This is a genomic window from Pedobacter humicola (assembly GCF_056490705.1).
This window is the reverse complement of sequence record NZ_JBWJIG010000020.1, coordinates 55,235-75,585: the sequence shown is the minus strand read 5'-3', so window position 1 is coordinate 75,585 and position 20,351 is coordinate 55,235. Positions and strand designations below refer to the sequence as shown.

17 protein-coding genes are annotated in these 20,351 nt (G+C 35.2%); all 17 read right to left on the bottom strand.

Annotation, left to right across the window (positions count from 1 at the left end):
• Nucleotides 1-10: 10 nt before the first annotated feature.
• Complete coding sequence (locus AC04Q1_RS23550; protein ID WP_478366997.1) at nucleotides 11-889, bottom strand: polysaccharide pyruvyl transferase family protein; 879 nt, start codon at nucleotides 887-889, stop codon at nucleotides 11-13.
• Nucleotides 890-948: 59 nt separating this feature from the next.
• Entirely contained in the window at nucleotides 949-1,833 is an 885-nt protein-coding gene (locus AC04Q1_RS23545) for a hypothetical protein (RefSeq protein ID WP_478366996.1), read from the bottom strand.
• Nucleotides 1,834-1,852: 19 nt separating this feature from the next.
• The gene (locus tag AC04Q1_RS23540; protein ID WP_478366995.1) at nucleotides 1,853-2,713 is read right to left on the bottom strand and encodes a polysaccharide pyruvyl transferase family protein; all 861 of its coding nucleotides are present in this window, start codon (nucleotides 2,711-2,713) and stop codon (nucleotides 1,853-1,855) included.
• Between the two features lie 49 nt (nucleotides 2,714-2,762).
• Entirely contained in the window at nucleotides 2,763-3,860 is a 1,098-nt protein-coding gene (locus tag AC04Q1_RS23535) for an acyltransferase family protein (protein WP_478366994.1), read from the bottom strand.
• A 61-nt stretch (nucleotides 3,861-3,921) separates the two neighbouring features.
• On the bottom strand, nucleotides 3,922-4,494 hold the full coding sequence (locus AC04Q1_RS23530) for an acyltransferase (protein WP_478366993.1): 573 nt from the start codon (nucleotides 4,492-4,494) through the stop codon (nucleotides 3,922-3,924).
• Between the two features lies 1 nt (nucleotide 4,495).
• Nucleotides 4,496-6,013 carry an MATE family efflux transporter gene (locus tag AC04Q1_RS23525; protein WP_478366992.1) on the bottom strand — a complete coding sequence of 506 codons (1,518 nt, stop codon included), beginning with the start codon at nucleotides 6,011-6,013 and terminating at the stop codon, nucleotides 4,496-4,498.
• A gap of 357 nt (nucleotides 6,014-6,370) precedes the next feature.
• The gene (locus tag AC04Q1_RS23520) at nucleotides 6,371-8,722 is read right to left on the bottom strand and encodes a GumC family protein (protein WP_478366991.1); all 2,352 of its coding nucleotides are present in this window, start codon (nucleotides 8,720-8,722) and stop codon (nucleotides 6,371-6,373) included.
• Between the two features lie 36 nt (nucleotides 8,723-8,758).
• The gene (locus AC04Q1_RS23515; protein WP_478366990.1) at nucleotides 8,759-9,562 is read right to left on the bottom strand and encodes a polysaccharide biosynthesis/export family protein; all 804 of its coding nucleotides are present in this window, start codon (nucleotides 9,560-9,562) and stop codon (nucleotides 8,759-8,761) included.
• Between the two features lie 110 nt (nucleotides 9,563-9,672).
• A complete protein-coding gene (locus AC04Q1_RS23510; RefSeq protein WP_478366989.1) occupies nucleotides 9,673-10,404 on the bottom strand; it encodes a tyrosine-protein phosphatase in 732 nt (243 codons plus the stop codon).
• Between the two features lie 750 nt (nucleotides 10,405-11,154).
• Nucleotides 11,155-12,882 (bottom strand): capsule assembly Wzi family protein, encoded by a 1,728-nt coding sequence (locus AC04Q1_RS23505; RefSeq protein WP_478366988.1) that lies wholly within the window; start codon nucleotides 12,880-12,882, stop codon nucleotides 11,155-11,157.
• A gap of 120 nt (nucleotides 12,883-13,002) precedes the next feature.
• Nucleotides 13,003-13,977 (bottom strand): MraY family glycosyltransferase, encoded by a 975-nt coding sequence (locus tag AC04Q1_RS23500; RefSeq protein ID WP_478366987.1) that lies wholly within the window; start codon nucleotides 13,975-13,977, stop codon nucleotides 13,003-13,005.
• A 52-nt stretch (nucleotides 13,978-14,029) separates the two neighbouring features.
• Nucleotides 14,030-14,923 carry an NAD-dependent epimerase/dehydratase family protein gene (locus AC04Q1_RS23495; protein ID WP_478366986.1) on the bottom strand — a complete coding sequence of 298 codons (894 nt, stop codon included), beginning with the start codon at nucleotides 14,921-14,923 and terminating at the stop codon, nucleotides 14,030-14,032.
• Nucleotides 14,920-16,092: a glycosyltransferase family 4 protein gene (locus AC04Q1_RS23490; RefSeq protein ID WP_478366985.1), complete on the bottom strand. Its 1,173-nt coding sequence runs from the start codon at nucleotides 16,090-16,092 to the stop codon at nucleotides 14,920-14,922. Before AC04Q1_RS23490 ends, AC04Q1_RS23495 begins: the two co-directional genes overlap by 4 nt.
• Nucleotides 16,089-17,183: a glycosyltransferase gene (locus AC04Q1_RS23485; protein ID WP_478366984.1), complete on the bottom strand. Its 1,095-nt coding sequence runs from the start codon at nucleotides 17,181-17,183 to the stop codon at nucleotides 16,089-16,091. Before AC04Q1_RS23485 ends, AC04Q1_RS23490 begins: the two co-directional genes overlap by 4 nt.
• Nucleotides 17,184-17,266: 83 nt before the next feature.
• Nucleotides 17,267-18,529, bottom strand: coding sequence for a glycosyl hydrolase family 28-related protein (locus tag AC04Q1_RS23480; protein ID WP_478366983.1), 1,263 nt, complete (start codon nucleotides 18,527-18,529; stop codon nucleotides 17,267-17,269).
• A gap of 35 nt (nucleotides 18,530-18,564) precedes the next feature.
• Nucleotides 18,565-19,431 carry a glycosyltransferase family 2 protein gene (locus tag AC04Q1_RS23475; RefSeq protein WP_478366982.1) on the bottom strand — a complete coding sequence of 289 codons (867 nt, stop codon included), beginning with the start codon at nucleotides 19,429-19,431 and terminating at the stop codon, nucleotides 18,565-18,567.
• A 1-nt stretch (nucleotide 19,432) separates the two neighbouring features.
• Complete coding sequence (locus tag AC04Q1_RS23470) at nucleotides 19,433-20,347, bottom strand: glycosyltransferase (protein ID WP_478366981.1); 915 nt, start codon at nucleotides 20,345-20,347, stop codon at nucleotides 19,433-19,435.
• Nucleotides 20,348-20,351: the final 4 nt, after the last annotated feature.

Genomic DNA, 20,351 nt, shown 5'->3' with positions numbered 1-20,351 from the left:
GATTTTTAAATTAATACCACAAATCTTTAGGAAAAGAATTCAATAAATTTTGCTGAATTTTTTCAATGTTTGGAATAGGAGCGGTAGAAGGTCTGTTTCGGATTGCAAATTCTAAAGATTCCGCGATAGGAATATCGGTTCTACCAGTGCCTTGAAAATAGTCTTCATATTTAAATAAATCTTTTTCCACATCATATAAAATTGCCGGAACTCCGTAGATCTCTGCCAGTATCAGCCCATGTAGAGAACTACATATTATATATTCAGAAGCAATTATTTTATCTATAAATCCTTTCCAATCAGACGTAAAGGTACTCATCATTTTTCCTTTATATTCCTCGGGTATATCATTTTCTTTATAATAATGAGGGATTATAGTGTAGTCGTATTTTTTTTCAATTTTTGGATTGTAAAAAAGAGGCAATAGCACCGCGGGATCCCCATAAATTTCAGGGCAATCATATCCATTCTCGATCATTCTTTTTCTAGTTAAGGGGCCCCTAACTGCTCTGATATCAAAATTAACATTTGGTGGCTGGGTTTGCGTATCTCTTATTCCGCTTCCCCATATTACCATATCTGATTTAGCGGTATGGATAACTGAACCGATAGCAAACATCCTTATTGTTTTATCTTTTTTGGTATCCTTTAGATTTAATTTTTCTTTCACAAAATCAACAGTGATCAGGGAGAGCAAGTCTCCAACATTATCCTTATTGTACCACTTAAAATAGTAAACGTTTACCATGCCTTCTTTGACAGGTCTAGATCTATCTCCCCAAACATACTTTAACCATCTTTTTTTGAGGATTTTTTCTTTGATGGGTTGTAGAATGCCTTTTAGAAAAGGTATTTCCAGTATGATGTTTCTTTTCAACGCTCTTTCCATTATAGCCGCTATTATATCTTTTTATATTATTCTTATTCGTACGAAAAAACAAACATCAATTACCATAGGTCATTTAAATTTACCTGCATAGTTTGCCAGGAAACATCATTAACTCCATAAGCTATTTTTGCTTGCTGATCTGCAAAGTTTACCTGTAAACCTGATATATAGGTACAGGAAATCAGATTTTTATTAAACTTAAATCTGTTGCCGAGTATTGAGGACAATGAATGTACCAAAAAGACAGGGCCTTTTTTTACACTTAATGTCTTCATATCAATTTTTACCGGAACTCCTAAGTATAACCTCTTTTTTAAGAGGCTATATTTTCTATGCCCAATCAGATAGATTATGTTATCATTTATGATCGGCTGTGTGCCAATAGTTATGGAACTCAAATCATTCCTCACTGCTTTCTCCTCCTTGAAGAACACCTCAGATTCAGATTCAGACGATAGTACATATGTTTTGCAAACAGGAGAAATTGAATATAACATCTTCATCACCCCATCTTGCTCGAAAAAAGCCCAGTTCTTTTCTACCATGCTTCTCTTTTCAATAATACAACGTTTAATATTGAACTTATCCTCAGAAATCTGCATGAGGAAAACACTATTCTCGATATTCGCACTATATCCGGTATTTAAGGTACAATACACCTTATCTTCAATTTTAAATAATTTAGGGTCTGCGGGCTTAAGATTATACTTTTCTTTAAAAATAGAATTCAGGTCATAAATCAGAAGCGACGAATTGCTTTCGTCGTAAATATAAATTATGGCTAAAATTTCCTTTCGAAGTTCCGAATAACATCTGAAAGCCCAATATTGATGCTTACTTGAGGAGGCAAAACTTGGATTAAATACAAATTTATATTGCTCCAGGTCTTTTTTAATCTTATCTGGAACGAAATCCTTCTGATGATTTTTACAATAGTATAACATAGTATTTAAATAACGGCACTTACTGCCATAAATCCTTAGGAAACGACTGGATCAGATCATTTTGAAGTTTTTCCAGATTACCGATTGCCGGCATACTTTTCCTATCCTCTAGTGCATCCTCCACAGATTTAGCCACTATTATATCTTTTCGTCCTGTACTATAGTAATAATCTTTATATTTAAACATATCACCATCCAGCAAATCGATCAGTATTGCAGGTACGCCATAAGCTTCAGCGATAATTATTCCGTGAAGCGAGCCACTTATGATATACTTGGATGATGCAATCCTATCTATAAATCCCTTCCAATCAGATGTTAACGTAGTAATTTGATTCTCTTTATACTTATCGTTTATCTCATCATCCTTAAAGAAGTGGGGAATAATTGTGTATTCATACTGCTTTTCAGTGTTGGGTTTGTAAAAAAGTGGGAGCAACAATGCTGGATCGCCAAAATATTCAGGGCATTTAAATCCACTCTGAATTAATTTTTCTCTTGATAATGGTCCTCTCACCGCCCTGATATCCAAATCAAATTTTGGTATTATAGAATCTTCATAATGAACTCCACTTCCCCACACTACCATATCCGATTTGGCAGCAGTAATCACTGATCCAATTGCAAACATTCTTTTGGTTACATGCTTTTGATTTACCAGGTTAAGATGTTCTTTTACCATATCCACAACAATTGGCGATAGTAGGTCACCTACATTGTCTATCTTATTAAATCTTTTATAATAATAAACAGTTACCTCACCATCCTTTATTGGTCGATTTTTGTCACCCCAATTATATTTGAGCCATTTCCTTCTTTCATTTAACCCTGAAACCCATTTATAACCAGGTATTGATTTCAAAACATTCCGTATTTTCATATTAAACTAATTTTTAAATAACCAGTGTTACTGGCCCTTGACATAAATCTTATAAATTTGGTTTGGAAATAAATTTTTTCTTGGCATAGCTCATCGCCGGGAGCTCTACATATTTATAACTTATATATGAAGCTAAGGTTGTTAATAAGAAACTGCCTATTATTAAGTATACTGCATACATGTTTTGATTTGAAATTTTAAATACCGAAATCAACAAGTAGGATGATAAAATGATGCATATCACATGAAAACAATAGAATGAATAGGATATCTTACCAAAAAATGAAGCTATTTTAGATGAAAATATAATATTGAGGAATGGTATTGATTTTACCTCGGAAATAATAATAATTGCCCAGATAGCAAATGGCAATGCGCCCAGTGTACCCTTTACCGTTAAAGGTATCCCTACCAGCACAAATAAGAAAACGTAAAGCAATTTATTCTTTTCGGAGAATGTATCTACTAAAATTGAAGTTAAATAACCTGCAGCAAATACAGCAATATAGTTTGGTAAAAATGAAGCCTGCTTCATAAAGGCAATTGCTACTAGAAAGGAAAGGAGCAACAATAACATAATAATAAAAGATTTTTGCTTACTAAACGTATCTTTTATCAAACCAATCAGAAAAGGTGCTGCTAAATAAAATTGCCATTCTAAAGTTAGGCTCCATGACTGCCCCATAATAGAATAGGTAGCAGGTATCATTGTATTTGGTATCAGGCCATGCAATAAAAAAACATGACTGATAATATGCACCCAATAATGATTATTCACCACATCTATTGTATTGATCCTACTAACATTTTTAATATTATCCCATGGAATATTTGTTAATACTTCTTTACTAAAATCTAACATTAATATAGAGATAAATAACGCGACCAGGTAACACGGAAATAAACGGAAGGCTCTCCGAAAAATATAATTTAAGTAGGGTTCATCTTTTCTTAATAATCTTTCTATAACAAAGCCACTCATCAGAATAAAAACTATAACCGCATGATTACCGTTAGCTAAAACATTACCTAAGCCAATACCTTTTTCAATGGGTAAGGCGGCAAATGTAACGACATGGGTTACATACACCCACAAAGACATATATCCTCTGCCTCCTTCTATATTATTAAACCATCTTTTCCCCATTTTAGATCTTTTTAAAGTAATTTACTCGGTTGTAAACAAACAGTATTACCTTCCCCTCACACTACTCTTCGTATCCCAATGTTAAATTTAGCGCTATATGCCCTTCTTTTTTATACTTTAAATAAATTTTCTCTTCCTTCTTTAATTTATAATAGTGTTCCTCGTCTCTGGTTTTAATTACCTTACAAGGATTACCAACTGCGATTGATAACGGAGGGATTTTTCCTGAAACAACACTTCCGGCACCGATAACACTACCTTCTCCGATTTCTGACCCCGGAGCAATAATTACATTACTGCCTATCCAAACATTTTCGTTTATTATAACCTTCCTAAAATCATAAATTTGATCGTATGGAATATACTCAGCATCTCTGAATCGATGATTTGCAGAATAAAGAGTAAGCTTGGGGCCAATAATGGTTCCTGACTTTATTTCAACCCCCCCTTGCCCGTTTATCTGAGCACCAGGGCCTATATAAACATAGGAGCCTAGCGCTACCCGTTCGGGGTGAACAATCTGAATGTCGACATTTACCTCATTAAGCACTCCGAATGTCTTTAACTTTAATAAAAGCTTAGAAAGCTTCCGCCTTTTATAAATTCCTTTTAATTTATTGAAAATCGCAAGCATATTATTTTCGAATTTTATTTAAAATCATCTCTACAGTCTTTTGTCTGGTTTCCTTATCAAATGCAATAAAATATGCGGAAACAATGGTTCCAAAAACGCAAGAAAACCCTATTAAAACGACCCTTAGAAAACTCTCACCCATATAAAAGTGCAGAAGTAATGGAATTGCTGAAGCAACTAATACTGTTAGTAAATTCGTTAAAACTGCATGTACTATAAAAAATCTGATTGAAAATTTTGGTACATTTTTTTTAGCAATTCTCAAGTTGTTAGAATAACCTACTATTAATAATAAAATGTTCACTATGAAAGGAACAGTTGCTGAATACCCTGCCTTTAATAAAAAATACGAAATGGGCATTACTAAAATATACGTAATACTGGAAATAATGCTAAAACTCCTTAATTTACCGGTAGCATAAATAGCATTAGAAAGAATAGTAAACATGGCAACTAAAAGAATTGCAATAAGATTTAGCTGCGAAAAAGCGACTGCATAATCCGGAACATCTTTTAACCATAACTTAAGTATAAAGTGGGTTTCAGCAATGAGCGGAAAAGAAATCACAAAAACCAAAAGAAAAGATAATTTGGATGTCCAAATGATCAGTTTATTCATCTGGTCAAATTCATTTGCACCATAATGCTTTACAATTTGTGGATTTGAAGCCGTTATTATGCTACTCGCAAAACTCTGAACAGCAGTTTGGACCTGAGTTGCTATTCCAAAAGCAGCATTTGCTGCAACACCAACAAATAAATTCAACAGCACGTTAACGCCCTGGGTCTTAGCCGCATAAGAAAAAGTACCCAAAACATTCCAGCCCGAAAAATTAAGCATCGGCCTGATTATTTCACTGTCCCAACCAATTTTGTACTTTGTTTCAGTAAAATTCTTGACACAATATATTTTATAAATGGTACTTACAACGATTGATACACACAATAGAAATATGGCATACAATAAAAGTTTGTCGGCATTAGCTATTGTCAATAAATACACCACCACCAGCTTCAATGTAACATTTAATATTTCTACATAAGCATATACATTCATGCGTTCATGAGCGATGATGATAGAATTATAAGGAACCTGGGTAATGGTAATCATAATACTTACCAATGATAACTGATATATCCATCGCACAACATCCATACGGTCGGGCGCAATTACCAGTTTATTTTCTAACCACCACAAACCAATGGTCTCCCCTAAAAGTAGAACGATAAAAGCAATAAGGATGTGAACAGTTAATGCAGAAGAAAAGGTTTTGGCCAGTTTTTCTTTATCATCTTTTCCTATTTCAAGAGTTAAAAACCGCAAGGTTGCAGTACTCATAGAGTTATTTACAAAGGAGAAAATAAGTGTTATTCCGCCAACAACACTGTATATCCCATAATCTTGTACACCTAAAACATCTAATATAACTCTTGAGGTATACAATGTTACTCCCATGGTGATTAACATCCGGAAGTAAAGTAACATCGTGTTCTTGGCTATTCTTTTTGAATGGGACATATATGCAATTTAAGAGCCAAAATATTTTAACAATAACTGAGCGTTAACCGTTCTTAACAAAAACCAGAATAGGATACAAATGGATATTGCAACGCTCACGGTCAGGAATTGAGTGAAGATTGAATAATTAAACACGCTTCCTTTAAAAAACATAACAGATAACACTTTCCTTCATATAACAGCATGATATTTTAACGACTAACCAACTTTGAATCTACTGGCGTAGATTCAAAGTCATAAAACTTTTGCAAAAACTTCCCCTGCACTTAATCAATAATTTCCGTCGGTATATTAACCAATCGGAATATTTCTAGGCTGGAATCTTCAAGGTATCAAGAAGCTGTCCAACCCAAATTATTATTTATTAGTTAACCGTTTCCAGAAACTACTAGACTCTTCTTCCGAACCATATTCGCCATAACCGTAACCGTAGCCATAACCATAACCATAACCACTTTTTTTCTGAATATCATTCACTATAATTGACAGTCTATTCATTTTTTCACTGTCTTTAAGGTTTTGTATGATTCCCATTTGATCTTTATTTGTATAGTTCTGACGAACTAAATAAAGGCAAACATCAGCGAAGGGCGCCAATAATTGCGCATCTGCAACCAACCCAACCGGAGGAGAGTCAATTATTATATAGTCAAATCTTTTCTTCAATTCATCCATTAACAACTTGGTCCTATCGCTCATCAGGCATTCAGCAGGGTTTGGAGGAATAGGTCCCGATCCTAGAAGGAATAAACCTGGATGGAGATCAACAGACTTAATTAGACTATCAATTGCTGTAGAAGGATCAATAATATAGTTTGTAAAACCGATAGCACCACCTGAACCGATTTTCGCTGATAATCCCGGCTTTCGCAAATCTAATTCCATCAACAGCACTTTCTTGCCTGTTAATGCGAGGATATTACCTAAATTTATGGACACAAAAGATTTACCCTCGCCAGACATGCTCGACGTTATTAAAATTGTCTTTTCGTCATCTCCGTTTATATAGAAAGATAAGTTGGTTCTCAGTGCTCTAAACTGTTCCGAAATAGCAGATCTAGCCTTAGCAGCAACGATAAGATTTACACCTTCTTTGTTATGACTAATTTCACCAATGATAGGTACATCTGTTAATCGCGTAATATCATCTTTAGACTCAATTCTCGTATTGAACAAATCTTTGAAGTAAATTACAATTACAGGTAAAAAAACACCCAATAATACAAAAACGAGAATAACTACTTCCTTTTTAGGACTGAATGGCCTGATTTCCGATCTTGGGGAGTCTATAGTTTTGGCATTAGATAAATTAGCTGTTTTAGAAACGGATGTTTCTTCACTTTTCTTCATCAAGAAAAGATACAATTCTTGCTTTATTTGCTGCTGTCTAGCCAGATTGAGATAATTTCTTTCAATTTTCGGAACCTGCTGTAGGTTATTTTCTACATTATTCACCAGTTTCCGAATGCCATCTCTGCGAATATTCAATGTGCGTTGAGTATTCTGAATATTTGAAAGCATGTCAGCCCGTAAATTGATGATCTGAGCATCTAAGTTTACGATATTGGGATTGGTTACAGTCTGACTGAGTAACCTCCTATCTCTTTCCAGCAACAAAGTATTATAACGATCGATTAAGCCATTAAAAACAGCATCATCGGGCAATATTGAACTTGGCAGAACCCTTTTGTTTTTACTATCATCTTTCAGGTATTCTTGAAGGCTTGTTAAGATATTAAGTTGCGTTTCGACAGCAGAAAGTTCATTTACGTACTGAGTTGTATTTTGCACCAGCACCTTACTTTGTTCACTCATATCTGCAAGGTTATTCCGTTCCTTGAACCCCTGAATGTTTCCTTCCAAATCCCCCAATTCGCTCCCGATAATACTTAGCCTATTTCTGATAAATTTAATCGTGCTATCAGCAATCATATTTTTATCATCAATATTGCCTTGAACGTATTTTTCTATCAATTTATTTAAAATGTCCTCTCCCTTTTTGGGCACCACATGACTAAGACTCAAATCGATGATAGTCACCTTAGTATTGGTAGCCAACACAATTAGGCTGGACATTAATTCCGCGCTAGCTGCTTCAATAGACTTTACAGTAAAACTATATTCACCACGTCCAGGCAATAGAGGTTCATTGTTGTGGATCTGGATAAGGCCAATACCTTTTACTTTAAATGGTCTATCAACGTTAACCGTCCGCTCAGAGCCATCAATAGTTAAAGCCAGCTTATTGTTAGCCAATGGCTTAACTAAAACATCAGTTTTGGTTATAGTATCGTCTTCTTTTAAAATTTCTACCTGAAATGGACTCTTGTATAGCTCGATATTTCTAATGTTACCACTTCTATAGTACTTAACATTAAGTTTCATATCCTTAACAACCTTTTCTACAAGGTCTTGGGTCTTCAAAATTTCCACCTCATTATCTACAGAGCTTTTCACACCAAATAATGCGCCCATCTCGCCTAAAGCATCCTGACCTCCAAGCCCGCCTTTGGTATCATCGTGTACGAGTACCCTTGCTTTTATAAGGTACTTTGGCGTGCTGTAACGCAAATAAGAAAATGATATAAAAAGAGCTAAACCTATACTCAACAAAAACCAGGGCCATGCAGACAAAATGCGGTTAAATATTAGCCTAAAATCAAACCCCTCTTCCTTCTTATTTTGTATATTATTGGCTTGTACGTCCATTATTATTCTTGTAAATTATATTTAATCTGATTTTTATTAAAATATTCTTGTAAAGGCTATCGCCAGGACAGAGATGCTGGAAAGAACTATTCCTATAGTAGTGCGAGTGGGATTATTCAGTGCTGCAACTTTAGCTTTCGTTGGCTCTACATAAATGACATCATTTTGTCTCATATAATAAAATGGACTTTTAAATAAATCAGTAGAATTGATATTTAATCGTCCAGTTATTTTTTGTCCATCTATTTCTCGAAATACCAATATATTTTGGCGTTTTCCATAAAGAGTAAGGTCGCCGGCTAAGCTCAGTACATCCAGAATAGAAACTTTTTCATTTGGCATGATGTAAGCACCTGGCTTTGTTACCTCTCCCAAAACAGATATTTTAAAGTTTGCAAAACGCACATTAACGTTTGGTTCCTTAAAATCCTTGGCCGCTTTTGATCTGATGAGTTCTTTAGCTTCATACGTCGTTAATCCGGCCAACTTTACCTTACCAATCATGGTTAATTCAACCTCACCATTTTTATCAACCAAAAAGCCATTAATTTGTCTATCAGCAGAATTATTCGACGATCCTCCGGTAGGTAAAATACCAGTTTGGTTAGCCGCAGAAGCACTTGCAGGATCGATAGTGATAATGGTAATTGCTAAAATATCGTCTGGTTGGATTTTTGGTTCCTCAAATTTAGCTGTCGAATCTAATGTAGATCTAACATTGTCTTGACTTAAGTTTTGAAAGTAAGCGACGTCTTTTTTATTTGCACAAGACGAGGCCAGCCCTAGTATAGTCAGGATTACTAGAATTTTAAAATTTTTAAAAAAGAATACTTTATTCATAAATTAGTAGATGTAACATAAAATATTTGCAAATATATCAGATATCGTCATATAATTGTATTAAAATCTAAATTGAAATATAGAATACCCTGAAGTAGGTAGATAACCACTCACCCAAACAACTCTTTATTTTTAAAACCGTAACCACCTATCAAATGGTGCAACTGGCCATTCTTCACAGCACTATCAAGTACCGATAAATGCTTTTCATGATGAAGATCTGTACCTGCGAGTTCATATAAGCCCTTTTGAATTAAATATTCACTTGCATGTTTCACTCCCTTTCCATAATACCCAATAACAGAAAGCAGATTAAGCTGAAATAGGCAACCCATATCTTTAAAGCGCTTATATCCTCCCGGGGCCTGATGATAAAAATTATAGCGTTCAGGATGGGCGAGAATTACGACATAACCCTTAATCTGCAAATCAAAGATTACCTGTTCAATATTGGGACTTTCATTTAAATACGACATTTCGATAAGTATGTGTTTTCCAGGTAAGCACATCAAATTATCGTTTATTTTAAAGTTTTCGTCCACCATATATTCAGCAGCCGCAGAAACTGTTATATCAATTTTCGCTGCTTCAAGCGAATCTTGCACTAGATTAAGGGCAGCCGAGATCGTCTCAGGGGTATTGGGATAAAGTTCGGTAAAAATGTGAGGAGTACATATCAGTTTATTAAATCCCAAGCTATGTAATTTTGTAATGTAGTCAAGCGACTCATCAAGATTCTTACATCCATCGTCTATTCCTGGAAGCAGATGAGAGTGTATATCAATACCTAACCAGCTGAGGTCAGTCACAACGGGCTTTTTTTTCTTAAAAATAGAGAACATGGAGGGATATTTTTAAAATTAAATCATCTAAAGATAAAGAAAACAACGACTATCTAAAAAAAACCTTCTTTTTTCAGAGCACAACAACAAAAAAACCAGTTATTTTTACCAAAACAAAATAAAAACAATATTATTTTATTGTTAAATAATATTTAAAACAAAAACTACCCCACAATCTCCATTATACACCTTGCGAAGCACATCAATCAATACCAAGTAAACGAAAACATCTTCGCAAAATTACCTGCGTTACCATTTAGTATGAAATTAATTCCATGAATGATAAATTAAGTACCCATTTTCTTTCCCACTTTTAAGTTTCTGGCTAATATAAGCTCAAAACTATTGAATCCTCTCGCCTGAAATCACCATTAAGCCATAAGTTTTACCACCTATACATTAAACCTACTTTTAGATGAAGATTGTTTACATCTTGTTTATCCCAGTTCCAAAAATTCTTATCGGTATAAACAATATCTTTAGCCGTGTATTGATCATTGTGATAGTATGAAAACAGAGCTTAAATAACTGATAAACATATATAACCAATTTTTCATTCACATTTTTAATTGGTTTTCCCTTGTAACAGTCTTTTTTAATAATATAACTGAAGTTATCACAGCATTACAATGTTTCGATAAATAAATTGTGATTATCTTTGGTTAAATCGAAATTTGACTGCCATAAAAACACAATATTAGGTTCACATAATTTTGGTATCACGAATTAGCGATCATCAACAAATTAGAATTACCATCTATATAACAAGCCAATTTTAGCATGAAAATTATTAACGTCAGCTTTGTCCCAAACAAAGATATCGGTCGGACTTTGATTGCTTAACTGGTATTGGTAATTAAGCGATCGAATATAGCCGAACTGAGCATTTAATATAAAGTTTTTGTAGTCCCAGTTTAAGTTACCCAAAAAGGCTAAATCTACCCAATGCCGCCTAAAGTCAGTTACCGTCCCTGTACCAAAAGCACTGTAATAAAGATCATTATTGTTTAATGTTCGCTCTATCGTTAAACCAATTTTTTTTAAACCCTTTACCCAATTTACATCTAAAGACTGCATATTACTACCTGGGCCAATACCTGCTCCAAAAACCTGTCCATTATTGGTATAGCCAGCTACTACTGAATGATGTGCATACCAGGATGGATACGCACGCAATGTACGCGTGGAGGTACCTTGCAACTGCGTAAATTCAATACCCGCCTGTATATACTCATCGGGCTTATTCAATCCGATCAATTTTCGGAAACCAGCTACATATGCCTCTGAATGTTCAGGCTCTACGAACGCGTCGCGTGCATCCCAGGCATGATCATTTCTGCCAAACTGCATATAAATTTCTGCTTTAGATTCTGGCATTACCCAGCGGGCATAAAAAGAAAGGTTTTGATCGCTTTTTCTAACATCTTCGGGATTTGGGAGAGTCGGGTCTTCTAACCTATAGCTTTGTTTTTCCAGTGCAGAAAAAACTGGCAAATATCCCGCGAGGCCATTCTCCATGTCGTTATGGTAAACCACATAAGCTCTATCAAAACCAAAAAATAAATTCGGCACCCACTTAGGTTGCCAAGTAATGGCAAAAGCAGAAAGGTAACGCCAATCTGTTGGCTTTTGGTTATAACCTGGTAGTGATGGCATTGCCGAATTAGAAGCTTCTAGCTTCCCGCCAATTAATTGTGCTTCGAACGAACCTATATAAGTCTTGATAGGTCTTGTAGTATTCAAGGTAACGTGCTTAAAACCATCGGCATTATTACTCATTAGTAGGGAGTTTCTTACACCTGGCCCCCACCACAAGTTTTCGTTTGAAAGACCGATAGATACAGGATCAAAAGTTAGCCGGATACTACTTTGTCCCCAACCTACCTTCGAATAGCTACCTCCACTAAAACGCTCAGGCAAATCAATACGGTTTAAATAGTTACGATAGGCATTAGCAAATGCGGTTCCATTTGCTCTTTCGTAGGTTTGCGTAAAGTTGCTATTTTGAGCATACACAACTTCGGGCCTTAACTGGATGCTTAGTGGACCAAATTTTGTGTAGATACCCGCCGAGAACTGAGTTTGATAACCTTTGGCCTGAATCATTGAACCATCATTCATTCCATAGGGATGATGGCTATTGAATTGTTGTTGCCAAACTACTGGCAGCGCATAAACAGAAAGCAACTGGTTAGATGATTGATACAAACGCTTACGAAAACCAGAAAGTGATTGTGTTTCACCTTCTTCATCAAACTGATGCGAATTACGCTCGTTAATAAATAGTGGTCTAATTAAATAAGAGCTATTTGACGTATCTAATCCCAGCAGTTGAGAACGGCGATAAGCATCTTCTACGCCATTCAATATACCTACTGGTAAGGTTTGACTGAAACCACTTAGCTGCGAAAGCAAGAGTGCAAAAAATACACCAAGCGAGAATTTGTTTTTACAAAAGGATGTATAGGTTTTATTCATTCTATCTATTTTTAAGCTTTCAAAGATAAACTCTTATTCTAAGATATTCATTACTATCAAATTAATTATAAATAAAATGGTTGTTTATTCTTCAGAGTGATGAAATAATGAATTCACAAATCAATTATGGATCTTCAACAGGTAGTGCTTACCTTCTACTGCAAACCGTAGCCCTAGAAACAAACTGGTTATAATAACGACAGATATCAGGATAGACATAATGTCTATATCTATGTATAGCAACAGCACCAAATTAAGCAAAAACTGAATCGTGACATATAAAATAGTTACCCCCAAATGGCTCCATTTTTTTTGATTAGCAAGGTATTGATAGAAATGACTCCGATGCGCCTCAAATATATTCTCTTTGCGTATTTTACGAAAGATAATGGTGGTAGCTGTATCAAGCCCATACAACGAAAACAATAAAATATATCCAAAATTCCCTGTTTTGAAAATCAATTGACCGATAAGAAAAATAAGCGCAAATGCTATGCTCACACTACCTACATCACCCGCGAAACACTTCGCCTTCTTTCTGAAATTAAAAAAATTAAATACAATTAACGAAAGGGCCAGTATAACCAGCAAATCAGACGAGGTGAAAGAAACGATCTTTACGTTAATGTAGTATAAAGTTAAGGTGGCAAGAAGGCTATAGGCCCCCGTTATTCCGTTAATTCCATCCATAAAATTATAGGCATTAATGGTTCCTACCACAAATACCAAAGCAATGGCCAAATAGTACCAAGGTTCCGTAAACAGTTGCCATTGGTAAAACATGAATAATACGGAAACGAAATGGACACTTAAACGTACCTTATTATTCAAGGTTAAAATATCATCCAAAAAACTAATAATAGCAATCGAAATCAACCCTATAACAAAGTAGAAATATTGGAAATCAGATACTATAAAAAAAATAATTACAGCCAGGCTAAAAACAATCCCGCCACCACGTAACGTTACTGCTTGATGTGAGCTTCTGGCATTTGGCTTATCAATAATATTATAATGATCAGCTATTTTAAAATAAGCCAGTTCCATTATAAATAATGCAAACAAAATCAAGATGGCAGGTATAAATGTAACCATACGTTTATGTTAAAGATAATGATCTAAAAAGTTAGTTTTAAAGAGTGTGGCTTTAAACCCGAAAGGAATTTGCAGTTAACATCAAACCTTCTTTGGTAGCTAGTGGCAAGGTGATATTTAAAACATTTTTTAATTTATCGTTACTAACCACATAATTCTCTGTCAATTTCGTTAACCGCTCTGTATTTAATGGTAATCTAAGCCTATCTCCCCACTTTGCAAGATTTTTAATTAAAGTGGCTGAAATTGGCCATAATTTTGGCTGTTTATTTAAAGATGCAGCTAGTATACCAACTACTTCATTTGTTGATACTGGCTCATCATCGGCAACATTATACACACCAGAAGGGGCTTCACTCCGGATAAGTTCATCAATTACAAAACAAAGGTTCTCTACACTCAAAAAAGATCGTTTGTTTGCAAAACTAGCTAGAGGATATGGTATATCCATTTTAACGAATTTATAAAGAAGGTTAAGGTTGCCTTTATTGCCAGGGCCATGAATCATGCAGGGACGGAGTATATAATACATTTTACCATCAGGTAAAGGTTGGTTTTGAATGTACATCTCGGCCTGTAATTTTGATTTTCCATAATGAGTTAATGGTTTAGGCATTTCCTCTTCGGTTAATGTACCCTCAACAACGTCTGAAACGGCTTTTACTGAACTGATAAATATGAATTTTTTAGCATTGGATTTAAGAAACGCATCGTAAAGCTTTTTCGTAAGTTCGTAATTTATTTCGTAATAGGCACTAGGAACCGTTGCTCGTTGCAGGTCGTGAGCTTTACCTGCTAAATGCACAATTACTTCATCTTCAGGGTCGATTACCGGATTGGTTACCAAACGAAGCGACAAGGTGTTAACCTGATAATCGTTACGCAAATAGTCAACCAAATTCTTTCCGACAAAACCTGTAGCACCGGTTATTTTGATTTCCTTCATAATTCAAGCACTTTATCTTCAATTTCTTTCCAGATTAACTCCTGGGCATAATCACGCTCCATCAATAATCTCCCATTTAAACCATGTTGGTGGGCAATGCTTGGATTCTCCAAGTAGTATGCCATTGCATTCTTAATATCCAGGGGTTTACTACCAACAAATTTACCTGTATAATCGTTTACGATTGAGTCTATGCAACCAGTTGCCCTGGTGGTAATTACCGGAATTTCCATAGCAGATGCTTCCAACACAACGGTTGGAAACCCCTCCCTATGTGATGGCAATATAAATATATCCATGAGGCCATAAAAAGGCAATACATCTAAAATCAGGCCTGTATGTATAATAGACGGCTCGTTTATGATAAATTCTTTAATGTCTTCCGCAAGAGCGTCACGGTCTTCAAAAGGACCGATTAACAACAGTTTAATCTGCCTAAATTCTTTTAACAGGAGTTGCCAACCTTCTATTAATTCTTTAATTCCTTTGTCATTTACCAATCTACCCACATAACCAAAAACCCTATCATTTTGCGCGATGTTGTATCTATTATTTAAAGACATGGTAACGGCAGGGGATAGATTAGCTTTTGAGAAATGTTGCAAGTTAATTCCGTTACAGGTGCCTTTATACAAGAGAATATTTTTTTTTGGATCACTTAAATTTTCTTTCTCACTAACCACTAACACAGAAGGACTAACGCAAACGATCTTTTTAGCCATCATTCCAGTAATGCTTTCAATAGCCTTCAACAGCTTTCTCTTGATGCCTTTAGAAGTTTCATACATTAAGCCATGTCTAAAATAAATTCTTTGTGAAACACCTGCCAATAATGAAGCTGCCATGGCCAATAAGCCGCCCTTGGGTGTATGCCCTATAACCACATCGATCCCCTCTGCCTTTATTAGACGATACAATTTATAAATGGAGATTAAGTCAACAAAGGGATTTATGCTTCTTAAAATAGGAATTGGATAGCCCACCACTTGCTCTTGGGCAACATATTGGTCAAAAAAAACGGATGGACTACAGGCTATATGAAAAACTACTCCTTTCTGCTTAAAAAATGCGAATTGTTCTCCTATAAAATATGGCAATACAAACGCAATATTGACAACATGGAGCACCTTTTTTGGCTGAGGAAACGTTTTGTTCAACTCTGCATTCATATATTATGACTTAAAACGGTTTTGTAAACTTCAATTTGTGCAGCTAACATTTTCTCCAAACCAAAATGATCTGCCCTTTGCGCACATTTTTTCGCAGTTTCATTATAAAATTCGGGATCAGCCATTAATTGCTCTACACAGGAAGCTAACATTTGCTCATCCCGGGTATTAAAAAGTAAACCGTAGGATTCGACTATTGCGTTAAGACCACTAACATTACTGGCTACAACTGGTTTGCCTGCAGCCATTCCCTCTACAGCAGTAAGTCCAAATCCCTCCCAATTTGATGACTGGATTACCACATCAGCTGTCATAATTAAGTTTGGGATATCGGCTCTTACACCTAAAAAGAGAACTCTTTCCTTTAAATGCAATTGGTTAACCAATTCGACGCATTCAGCTTTTAATTCACCATTTCCAACCAGAAGCAACTTAAAATGGTTAGGTAGTAATGCGAGTGCTTTAATTACCGTCTTTTGATCTTTTCCCTTTTGAAATCTCGAAGTTTGAATAAGAAGGATAGCATTTTCATCCTCAAAAAATTCACGCTTCGGATAAGGCAACGCATTTTTAAATACAGCAACATTAATCCCATTATAAATAACATAGCAACGGTTGGCATCATATTTTAGTTTTTCAACTAACTTTAGCTTTACAGCCGGAGTAATAGCAAATACGCCACTGTAAAAGCTATAAATTAACCGGTCTAACATCCTGAATATGAAATGGTCTATGCGTCTATTGTTTGTGCTATGCTCTGTAAATAACAGGGGCACTTTTAAGCGAAATAAGAACTTGGCTATAGCTACCAAATACAGGGAAGGAAAGAGATGCACATGAACAACATCAAAATTCTTTAAATGCTTTTTTAAGCGAAAAATGTGCAAAGGATTATATATGGAGCCTTTTCCAAGATCCATTATTTTACCATCAAAATTTTGACTTAAAGTATCGTAAAATATTGTCTTTTCTCCATTCAAACACAATAAACTTGCCTCAATTCCGAAACTTTTATATCTTGGTAAGACATCCACAAGTAGCTTTTCTGCTCCAGCAACTCCTAAAGAATTAATTATATGTAATATCCGCATCAATACGCAAAATGACACCAAATATAGGCTTTATATTATACTTGCTACAATTACTTTAATTAAAGTGCTTTCAAAAAAATATATTATTGAGCCTTTACCACTTTATTTTTCCAACCGTTGCCATTTTCAATTTTAGAGAAATTTGCAATCAAAAAATTTTTAGTTGTACTCGTAGCTTCGAAGCGGTTATTAGTTAGTATAACGTAATCTGAGCGATTATTGAATATAACATTGGAATCATATTCGAAAGCACCATCTATTTGAAAGGTATTATCCGTGATGTTAATTTGTGGCGACCCCAAAAGCCTTTTAGTATCAATAAACAATAACGAGCGATCACCATAGTTCCCCCTGGCGAAGGTTTTTTTTACCGTTTTAAGCATTCTTAAATTTTTATTACTAATGTAGTTTCCTTGAAAAGATACATTTTTATAGGAAGTTTGCTTATTCCCCTCAACCAGAACGAAACCTAAATCACTACCTAACAACTTGTTGTTCATAATGCGATGCCCGCCATCTGTTTCTTCTACATGCAGGGCACGGTCATAGCCCTCTTCCACCACGTTATTGCTGATGAGGATATCTTTGCACATATATTCAATAACGAGACCTGATCTTCCTAACTGACCTGTTTGAGACAGCTTATTGCAAATGTAGTTGTTACTGATCGTACCCCTTCTTACGTTTGACATATAAATTCCATCACCGTAGCTATCATTTTTAGGATTATAGCCCCAAACATTTAAAATCTTGGAGTTTAATACTTCTGCATATTGAAAACAGGCCGATACGGGAATTCCCTCTTGCTTAGTTGATGCTATATGGATTCCTTGCCCGTAAAACTCCTTTACAATAACATTATTCACGTGTGCTTGGTTTTTATCGTAAATAAGCAGCGCAGCAGACCAATCCGCTTTGTTGATTTTTGGATGAGTATTGCTAAAAGGTACATTTTTTCCAATAAGCGTGATGTTTCTGATTTTGAATATACTTATAGAATTTTCAAACAAATAGCCACGGGCAACCAGAATGTCTGTTAAAGAACTTGAAACAAATGTAGGGTTGGTTTTATTCCGTTGTTCACCAATTATTTCCTTGATACCCTCAACGTAATTCAATACCAAAGCCTTATGCAATTTGTATTGACCATAAGGGACAACTACCTTAGCGTTTAAGCTTTTCACGGCTACGTCAAAACATTTTTGTATGGCTTCCGTATCATCAGCAATACCATCACCTTTAGCGCCAAAACTTTTAATATTATATGTTTTGATGTTTTGCGTTTGTGCACATCCTAAGTGGGTGATATTAAAAATAAAAAAAATGATAAAAAAGCTCTTTAGCATACATAATCATTATCAAAGTTTAAATTCAAGCACCATTAGCGATTTTTGTCTTTAGTAAGGTACATCAAATCGGCAAGCGATTTTGCCAAACGCGACCGCAATGTTTGCTTAAATGGTACCGTAATTCTGGTCACGGCATATCGTTCAAATCTATAAAAATTAACCATCGCCTTTAGTTTCTGCGTAGCAGGTATATCATAATTTGCCAATTCCCCATAACACATACAGGTGTTAATCGGGCTATTCTTTCTTACTTTAAAAATATTAGCAGTTAATCCCTCTGGCTGATATTCGCACATATAAATATTTTTGTTGATATATCGAAGATTATATTTTTCCAACCGATTAAAGAAGAGGGCTTCAGGACAGAATTTTTCTCCTAAGGTTTCCGGAAAAGGATATTTTTCAAAAATGGATGTTCTGATAATCTCGGCTTTATCTCCTTTTTCGTTATATTTATACCTAAAATCTAAAGTGCTACAGTCCATTTGTGTATACTGCGGATTTCCGTTAGCATTACCATCTAAGGTACACTTATTAAATACAATGCCACCCATAGCCGGATTCTTATCAATTTCCGCCCAGTGTGTTTTTATCGTTTCCACGGCATCTATCGTAAGATAGTCATCAGAGTCTACAATAAAAAAAAGAGGGGTTTGAGCTAGTTTTACTCCTTCGTTTATCGCAATATGTTTCCCCGCATTTTCTTTCTTATGATACACAAGTTTAAAAGGCAGTGTTAACTTTCGCAAGTCATCAAAAAACAAATCCGTGCCATCTGTACTTCCATCGTCCACAACAACCCATTCGAACTGATGGTTTGTCTGTTCCAAGAGACTTTTGTACAATCTTTCAATCAATTGCCTGCGATTATAGGCAGGGGTAAAAATAGTTACGTACATGTTAGTTGATAGTTTTGCGCATAATGGTCTTAAAAACAAGTGCTAAGATACTGCCATAAATACTGAATCTATGTTGCAAAAGGAGCTTTATCTTGGTATACAAATTACCAGATGTTGCAAATGCAAAGTATGCTCTGTACAAATTCTTTTGCTCTTCATTAAGTTTATCTTGATAGGTTGCGTAGAAAGACCTAGTTGCCTCGAAATGTTTGCGGTCAATTACTGGTATCTCACTTTTAAATAGTGATTTTATTTTTGCAACCTTATCATAATTTATATTTGAAGTAGCTTTATTACTATGAAACTGCCTATATAGCATTAAAGACTTTTCTACACTTTCTAATTTCGCAAAGGTGATGGCACCGAGTGTAATAAAATGATCATGCATCACAATTTCTGCTGGTATATGTTCAAGTTTTCTTCTTAGTTGTTGGTTAAACATCAAAGAACACCCCTGTATTCCTCCATTAAGGAACAATTGCTCCCTTAGGTTTTTCGGGTATGAGTTAGTAATCCTGTCTGCAATTATTCCTCGATCATGCGTGTAAGCATAACCATTGGCAAAGCAGGCCATCGGATCACTTACCCCTTGAAATTTAGCCACTAACAAGGAAAGTTTATTTTCAAACCAGATATCGTCCTGATCGCAAAAAATAGTCAGATCAGCAGTTGACAGTTTAAATAAATGTATAAAGTTGGCGGCAGCCCCACCGCAAACGATGCCATCTTCTATTAAAAAGATACGCTCATCTAAGCTCATGTACCTTTTTATAATGGTTATTGTATTGTCGCTAGAACCATCGTCATGAATCTTCAGTTTCCAATCTCTGAAGGTCTGACCAATAAGCGACAATAGTTGGTTTTCTAAGTATTGACCTCCATTGTAGGTTGCCATTAAAATATCTAATTGTGCCATAAAA